Here is a 6,186-nt window from a genome sequence, read left to right as displayed (position 1 = left end):
GCGCCCCATCCGCTGGCGAGTCTGGATAAATCCAGCCCGCGCGGCGTTTGAGCGCACCGGGCGCGAAGCGCCCGGAACCGGGTCCGGGCGGAGCCCGGTTTCGGGAACGGGCGGGGAGGGGACACCGCAGCGGCGCGGGCGGCAGGTGGCGCCGGGCCCTCGTGACAGGGCCCGGCGCCGGGCAGGGCCTCGGGGAGGAGCCCCGAGTTTCAGGGAAGCGCCGGCGCCTGGGCGGTGGAGCCGCGCACCACCAGTTCCGGCTGGAAGACGTACTCCGTGCGCTGGACGGGGGTACCGGCCACCGCCTCCAGCAGCGCCCCCACCGCCGCATTGGCCATGGCCCGCACCGGCTGCCGCACGGTCGTCAGCGGCGGATCGGTGAACGCGATCAGCGGCGAGTCGTCGAACCCCACCACCGACACGTCCTCCGGCACCCGCAGCCCCCGCTCCCGCACGGCCCGTATCACCCCGAGCGCCATCGGATCGCTGCCGCAGACGATCCCGGTGCAGCCGCGGTCCAGCAGGGCGCCGCCGGCCGCGTGCCCGCCCTCCACGGTGAACAGCGTCCGCTGGATCAGCCCTTCGGCCTCCGCGTCCGGCACGACCCCGACGAACCCCTGCTCCTTGCGCGCCGACGGCACGTACCGCGTGGGCCCGATGGCCAGGCCGATCCGCCGGTGCCCCAGGTCCTCCAGGTGCCGTACGGCCATCTCGGCGGCGGCCCGGTCGTCCGGCGAGATGAACGGGGCGGTGACCTGCTCGTTGAACCCGTTGATCATCACGAACGGCAGGCCGCGCGAGGCGAGCCGCTGGTAGCGGGCCGGGTCGGCGTGCGCGTCCGCGTGCAGCCCGGACAGGAACACGATGCCGGTGACGCCCCGCGCCTCCAGCTGCTCGACGAGCTCGTCCTCCGTGGCCCCGCCCGGCGTCTGCGTGCACAGCACCGGCGTGTACCCGTGGCCCGCCAGTGCCTGCTCGATGACCTGGGCGAACGCCGGGAAGATCGGGTTGGTCAGCTCGGGTATGAGCAGCCCGACCAGGCCGTTGCTGCGCCGCCGCAGCCGTACGGGCCGCTCGTAGCCGAGCAGGTCCATCGCGGCCAGCACCTTGTGCCGGGTGCCGGCCGCGACGCCGGCCTTCCCGTTGAGGACCCGGCTGACGGTCGCCTCGCTGACCTGGGCCTGCGCGGCGATGTCCGTCAGCCGGAGGGGCCCGTCCCCGGAGGTCACCCCTGCCACCACACCGCCGTGTCGGCGGGCAGCGTGTCCGGCTCCCCGAGTTCGCCGCTGGCCAGCAGTACGGTGCCGGGCGCGGGTATCGCGACCGCCTCGGCGGTGGTGTTGACGGTGCAGACGAACGAGCCGCGGCGGAAGGCGAGCACGCCCTCCGGGGAGGGCAGCCACTCCACGCCGTCGCCCGCGCCGAGGTCGGCCCGCTCGCGGCGGATCCGCAGGGCGCTGCGGTAGAGCTCCAGCGTGGACTCCGGGTCGCCGGTCTGGGCCTCGACGCTCAGGCCGGCCCACTCGGAGGGCTGCGGGAGCCAGCTGCCGCCGTCGCCGAAGCCGAACGGGGCCTCGGTGCCGGACCACGGGAGCGGGACGCGGCAGCCGTCGCGCAGCCCGTCCTGGCCGTTCTCCTTGAAGAAGGACGGGTCCTGGCGGACCTCGTCGGGCAGGTCGAGGACCTCGGGCAGGCCCAGCTCCTCGCCCTGGTAGACGTACGCGGAGCCGGGCAGCGCCAGCATCAGCAGGGCGGCGGCGCGGGCCCGGCACAGGCCGGCGGCCGGGTCGCCCTCGGCGAAGCGGGTGGCGTGCCGGACGACGTCGTGGTTGGACAGCACCCAGGTGGTGGGGGCGCCGACCGGGCGCATCGCGTCGAGCGACTCGTCGATGGTGGCGCGCAGGGCGGCGGCGTCCCAGCCGGTGGTCAGGTAGTGGAAGTTGAACGCCTGGTGGAGCTCGTCGGGGCGCACGTAGAGGGCGGTGCGGGCGACGGTGGGGGTCCAGGCCTCGGCGACGCCGATGCGCTCGCCCGCGTACTCGTCGAGGACCTTGCGCCAGGCGCGGTAGATCTCGTGGACGCCGTCCTGGTCGAAGAAGGGCAGGACCTGGTTGCCGAGCAGCTTGAGCTGTTCGCCGCGGCCGAGGTCGGGCAGGCCGGGGGCCTTGACCAGGCCGTGGGCGACGTCGATGCGGAAGCCGTCGACGCCGAGGTCGAGCCAGAACCGCAGGACGGAGCGAAACTCGTCCTGGACGGCGGGGTGCTCCCAGTTGAAGTCGGGCTGCTCGGGCGCGAAGAGGTGCAGGTACCACTCGCCGTCGGCCACGCGGGTCCAGGCCGGGCCGCCGAAGATGGACTCCCAGTCGTTCGGCGGCTCGGAGCCGTCCGCGCCGCGGCCGGGCCGGAAGTGGAAGCGCTCGCGCAGCGGCGTCCCGGGGCCTTCCCGCAGTGCCTGCTTGAACCACTCGTGCTGGTCGGAGCAGTGGTTGGGGACGAGGTCGACGATGATGCGCAGGCCCAGGGCATGGGCTTCGCGGATCACGGCGTCGGCGTCGTGCAGGGTGCCGAACATGGGGTCGATGGCCCGGTAGTCGGCGACGTCGTAGCCGGCGTCGGCCTGCGGGGAGGCGTAGAAGGGGCTGAGCCAGACGGCGTCGACGCCCAGCTCCTTCAGGTAGGGCAGTCTGCTGCGGATGCCTTCGAGGTCCCCCATGCCGTCCCCGTTGGAGTCGGCGAAGCTGCGCGGATAGACCTGGTAGATCACCGCTTCTCTCCACCAGCCGGGCAGGGTGCCGGGCGTGGTGGGGAGGCCACTGTCGGAAGTCACTGTGGCGAGGTGCTGGGTCATGTCGTCCTTGGAGAGATCGGGCCGGGGGTGTGTGGGGGCGGGCGCGGGTGGTCAGCCCTTGGTGGCGCCCGCCGTCATCCCGGCGACGAGGTGACGCTGGGCGAAGACGAAGAAGATCGCAGCGGGGATCGCGATGAGGACCGAGGCGGCCGTCATCGGGCCCCAGTTGGCGGTGTACTGGGTGACGAAGGTCTGCAGGCCGCCGGCGAGGGTGAGGTTCTCGTCGCCGACCATGAACGCGGAGGCGTACGCGACCTCGCCCCAGGCGGTGATGAAGGAGTAGAAGGCGGTCACGGCGAGGCCGGGCTTGGCCAGCGGCAGGATGAGCCGCCAGAAGGTGCCGAAGGGGGTGAGCCCGTCGACGCGCCCCGATTCGTCGATCTCCGCCGGGATGGTGTCGAAGAAGCCCTTCATCATCCAGGCGCAGAACGGCACGGCGATGGTGAGGTACGTGATGATCAGGCCGACGGGCTGGTTGAGGAGCCCGAGCTGTCCCATGAGGTTGTAGAGCGGGACGATCAGGATGGCCATGGGGAACATCTGCGTGACGAGCAGGGTCCACATGAGGGGCTTCATGCCCGGGAACCGGAACCGGCTGACGGCGTATCCGGTGGTCGCGGCGATGAAGACGCCGAGGACGGTGGTGATGCCGGCGACCAGGACGGAGTTGCCGAACCAGGTGAAGAAGGAGGTCTTGTCCACCAGGTAGCGGTAGTTCTCGAGCGTGGGGTCCTTGATGAAGTCGGTGCTGATCGCGCGGTCGGCGGGCTTGAGCGAGGTCAGCAGGACCCACAGCACCGGGAAGACGGCGACCACGGAGGCGACGACCAGCGTCGCGTGCAGTCCGACGGAGGCGAGCGGCGAGCGCTTGCCGCGCCCGCGGGTGTTCGCGGTGTTCGCGGTGTTCGCGGAGGTTGCCATGGTCACCACACCTCTCCCTGCTTGCGCAGCGAGCGCCGGTAGACCAGCGCGAAGATCATGAGCAGGGCGAGGATGAGCACGCCCCAGGTGGCGGAGCCGGCGAAGTCGCGCGGGCTCGCCACGAAGGCCTCCCGGAAGGCCTGGGTCACCAGGATCTCCGTGGAGTCGCCCGGTCCGCCCCGCGTCAGCAGGAAGATCACCGGGAACATGTTGAAGGTCCAGATGGTGGAGAGCAGGATCACCGTCATGCTGACGGAGCGCAGGCCGGGCAGGGTGATGTGCCGGAAGCGCTGCCAGGTGGAGGCGCCGTCCATCTCGGCGGCCTCGTACAGCTCGCCGGGGATGGACTGCAGGCCGCCGAGGAGGGCGACCATCATGAAGGGCACGCCGAGCCAGACGTTGACGGTGATGACCGAGAGCTTGGCCCAGGTCGGGTCGTCGAGCCACGGGATCGCCGAGATGCCGCCGCCTTCGAGGACCTTGTTGAGGATGCCGTTGTCGCGGTTGAACAGGAACCGCCAGGCGAAGACGGAGACGAAGCCGGGCACGGCCCAGGGCAGGATGAGCGCCATCCGGTAGGCGGCGCGGCCCCTGAACTCCCGGTTGAGCATGTTGGCCAGCACCAGGCCGAGCGTGAAGGTGATGGACACGCAGGCGATGGTCCACACCACCGTCCACACCAGCCGCTGCAGGAACACCGGGTCGCTGAGCACCGCCGCGTAGTTGTCGAGTCCGACGAACTCGTACGTGGCGTCGATGTGGTTGGCGCCGATCGTACGGGCCACGTTGCGCTCGTTGGCATCGGTCAGCGACAGGTAGATGCCGCGCAGGAGCGGCCAGCCGATGATGATGCCGAGGACGAGGACGACCGGGGCGACCATGGCCCAGGCGTACCAGTGCGTGGCGAACGCCCGCTTGAGCCCGCCGCGGTTGCCGGCGAGCTTCCCGCTGTCAGTCCTGCGGCTCCGGCCGCGGGCGACGTCCGTGTCGTCGCCCGCGGCCTTCGCCACCGACTGGCTGGTGTGAGCAGCCATGGTTGTCGTTACTTCCAGCCCTTGAGGATCTTGCGGAACTCGGTGCCGGCGGCCTTGGCCGCGTCCTCGGGGCTCGAGGCCCCGGTGACCGCCTTGGCGTACTCGAGCTTCAGGGGCTCGAAGAGGGAGCCGTTCTCCGGGATCCAGGCGCGCTGGACGGCCTTGTCGACGGCCGGCTTGAAGAACTGGACCATCTCGTTGGACTTGACGTCGGGCTGCTCGTAGGCGGCGGTCCGGGTCGGGAGCAGGCTGAGCTCCTTGGCGGACTGGACCTGGACGTCCTGCGAGGTCATGTACTCGACGAAGGCGTGCGCGGCGGCGCGGTTCTTGGAACCGGCGTAGACGGCGAGGTCGTGGCCGCCCTGCGGGCCGCCCGCCTTGACGGAGCCGGCCGGGACCGGGGCGACGCCCAGGTTGGCCTTGTCCGCGAACTGCTCGCCGGCGTAGGTGTCCTTGATCCCCCAGGGGCCGTTGATCATCATGGCGACCTGGCCGGTCTTGAAGGCCGTCTGCATGTTCTGGTAGCCGTCGGTGGAGTTGGTGATGGCTGCACCGGAGGCGACCAGGTCGCGGGCGGCCTTGAAGGCCTTGACGCCGGCCGGGCCGTCCACCGTGACGGTCTTGTTCTTGGCGTCGACGAGGTCGCCGCCCTCGCCGTAGATGAGCGGCAGGAACCAGTAGGAGTCGTCGCCGCGGAGGTACAGGCCGGTCTTGCCGGTCTTCTCCTTGATCTTGGCGCTGGCCGCCTTCAGCTCCTCCAGGTTGGTGGGGGGCTGGACGCCGGCGTCGGCGAGCATCTTCTTGTTGTAGAAGAGGCCGAGGGTGTCGATGACCTGCGGGACGGCGTAGGTCTTGCCCTCGTACTTGCCGCTGGCCGCGGCCTGCGGCAGGAACTCGGCGTCGACCTTCTTCGCCGTCTCGGCCGGGACCTGGTCCAGGTAGCCGAGCGAGGCGAAGTCGGCGACCCAGCCGACGTCGGCTCGGATCACGTCAGGGGCCTCGGCGCCGCTGCTGAAGGCGTTCTTGACCTTGTTCTGGGCGTCGCCGTACGGGACGTTGACGTACTTGACGGTGACCTTCGGGTGCTTCGCGGTGAAGGCCTCGGCGATCTTCTGGAAGCTGGCCTTCTCGGCATCGTTGGAGGTGTCCCACCACGTGACCGTGCCGGAGAGCTCCCCGCCGGCCTTGGTCTCGCCGTCGTCCTTGGTGTCACCGCCGCAAGCCGTCGCCGCGAGCGCCAGGGTCGCGACCAGCGCGGTGGCCGCTATGCCACGCCGCATATGAACTCCTTCGATGATCCCGGCCGCGCCCTCGCGGTCCCGAGTTGCAGGGAACGTAACAAGACTGAAAGCCGTCCGAAAGAGCTTGCGGCAATTTTCTGCA

General features: G+C 70.7%; 5 protein-coding genes. All 5 read right to left on the bottom strand.

The window, feature by feature from the left end; all coding sequences use genetic code 11:
* Positions 1–209: 209 nt before the first annotated feature.
* From AB0953_RS30360 to AB0953_RS30340, 5 genes are read right to left on the bottom strand one after another with little or no spacing between them, the layout of a single operon-like run.
* Complete coding sequence (locus tag AB0953_RS30360; RefSeq protein WP_366862775.1) at positions 210–1,229, bottom strand: LacI family DNA-binding transcriptional regulator; 1,020 nt, start codon at positions 1,227–1,229, stop codon at positions 210–212.
* A complete protein-coding gene (locus tag AB0953_RS30355) occupies positions 1,226–2,848 on the bottom strand; it encodes a glycoside hydrolase family 13 protein (RefSeq protein WP_366862774.1) in 1,623 nt (540 codons plus the stop codon). Before AB0953_RS30355 ends, AB0953_RS30360 begins: the two co-directional genes overlap by 4 nt.
* 51 nt (positions 2,849–2,899) lie before the next feature.
* Positions 2,900–3,769 (bottom strand): carbohydrate ABC transporter permease, encoded by an 870-nt coding sequence (locus AB0953_RS30350; RefSeq protein ID WP_366862773.1) that lies wholly within the window; start codon positions 3,767–3,769, stop codon positions 2,900–2,902.
* A 2-nt stretch (positions 3,770–3,771) separates the two neighbouring features.
* Entirely contained in the window at positions 3,772–4,803 is a 1,032-nt protein-coding gene (locus tag AB0953_RS30345) for a sugar ABC transporter permease (protein WP_366862772.1), read from the bottom strand.
* 8 nt (positions 4,804–4,811) lie between these two features.
* Positions 4,812–6,083 (bottom strand): extracellular solute-binding protein, encoded by a 1,272-nt coding sequence (locus AB0953_RS30340; protein WP_366862771.1) that lies wholly within the window; start codon positions 6,081–6,083, stop codon positions 4,812–4,814.
* Positions 6,084–6,186: the final 103 nt, after the last annotated feature.

This window comes from Streptomyces sp. NPDC046866 (genome assembly GCF_040704625.1).
Classification (GTDB): Bacteria; Actinomycetota; Actinomycetes; order Streptomycetales; family Streptomycetaceae; genus Streptomyces.
Note: the sequence above shows the minus strand (reverse complement) of the source record. Positions and strands in the feature narration are given on the sequence as shown.

What these genes read in the sequence shown, in the direction of transcription:
- AB0953_RS30355 (WP_366862774.1), bottom strand. Translation starts at nt 2,848, where the DNA reads ATGACCCAGCACCTCGCCACAGTGACTTCCGACAGTGGCCTCCCCACC.
- AB0953_RS30350 (WP_366862773.1), bottom strand. Translation starts at nt 3,769, where the DNA reads ATGGCAACCTCCGCGAACACCGCGAACACCGCGAACACCCGCGGGCGC.
- AB0953_RS30345 (WP_366862772.1), bottom strand. Translation starts at nt 4,803, where the DNA reads ATGGCTGCTCACACCAGCCAGTCGGTGGCGAAGGCCGCGGGCGACGAC.
- AB0953_RS30340 (WP_366862771.1), bottom strand. Translation starts at nt 6,083, where the DNA reads ATGCGGCGTGGCATAGCGGCCACCGCGCTGGTCGCGACCCTGGCGCTC.